Raw genomic sequence first — 1,121 nt, 5'->3', positions numbered from 1 at the left:
GATTTTAAGTCCGCTGCCTCTGCCAATTGGGCTACTAGGGCGTGCTCCGGCACCCATCAAGACTACTCGATGGCGCGCCTGAAGCGCGCAGCACGGAAGCTACAGTTCCGAGAACGGTCCAGCGTAGCGGAAGGTCCCGCGCCCGCAGGCACCGCCCAGCGCCAGCGCCATGAAATGGTCTCCCCAGGCCGGATCCGGTGCCTGGATGCCCAGCGATGCCGCCGGCACGAACCCGAACCGGGGATAGTAATCCAGGTGCCCGAGCAGCACGATGGAGCGCTCCCCCATCTCCCGCGCCACCCGGATGGTCTCCTGCATCAGGGCGGTGCCAATCCCCCGGCCCTGCTCCCCGGGCAGGACGGCAATGGGCCCCAGCCCGAGGGACGGCTCCTCGCCGATCCAGCCGCGGGTGGTAATGACGTGGCCCAGGACCCGGCCGTCCGCCTCCGCCACCAGGGACAGTCCGGGAATATACTCCCGGCTGCGGAACAGCCGGCGCAGCAGTTCCACCTCGGCCGGTTCGGGCCCGGGATCGTCGGAGCTCCGGAAGGCCTGGGCGGCAATCTCCAGGACGGCCGGCCGGTCCTGCGCTGTTTCGGGTCGGATAAGCATTCTTCGCAGTCTACGCTTTCGGAACCGCGCTTAAGCGTGCGCGGCGGCGGCCGGTGACCCGCTTCAGGTGACTAGCTGGCCGCCTTGACCGGCTCCGTCTTCTTCTTCCGTTCCCGCGCGGTGCCCACCGGTGCCACGGACGGGGTGGCCATCTTCGGCGTCGGGGACGTCGCCTCGCGGAAGGTGCGCTGCGGATCGTTGGCATTGAGGATCTGCGTGGTGTCCTTGCCGGCCACCCAGTTCAGCACCCAGTTGCCGATGACGCGGACCTTGCGTTCCATGGTGGGCATGGCCATGCCGTGGTAGCCGCGGTGCATCAGCCAGGCCAAGGGGCCGTGCAGCTTGAGGACCAGCTTGCCGGCACCCACCTTCGCCACGCCCTTGTACATGCCCAGGCCCGCGACCGCACCGATCGTGGTGTGCCTGTAGTCGGTGACCGGTTGCCCCGACCGCTGGGCCAGAATGTTCTTGGCCATGTGCTTGGCCTGGCGCAGGGCGTGCTGCGCATT

General features: G+C 68.2%; 1 protein-coding gene and 1 pseudogene. Both read right to left on the bottom strand.

Features of this window, described 5'->3' with window-relative positions:
- Window positions 1–99: 99 nt before the first annotated feature.
- Window positions 100–612: a GNAT family N-acetyltransferase gene (locus AC5RVV_RS17485; RefSeq protein ID WP_494002622.1), complete on the bottom strand. Its 513-nt coding sequence runs from the start codon at window positions 610–612 to the stop codon at window positions 100–102.
- Window positions 613–683: 71 nt separating this feature from the next.
- A pseudogene (locus tag AC5RVV_RS17480) lies at window positions 684–1,121 on the bottom strand (NAD(P)/FAD-dependent oxidoreductase); the annotation flags it as partial.

Source organism: Arthrobacter sp. MDT2-34-1, assembly GCF_059091365.1.
Note: the sequence above shows the minus strand (reverse complement) of the source record. Positions and strands in the feature narration are given on the sequence as shown.

Coding starts and splice junctions, on each gene's coding strand:
- AC5RVV_RS17485 (WP_494002622.1), bottom strand. CDS start 612: ATGCTTATCCGACCCGAAACAGCGCAGGACCGGCCGGCCGTCCTGGAG.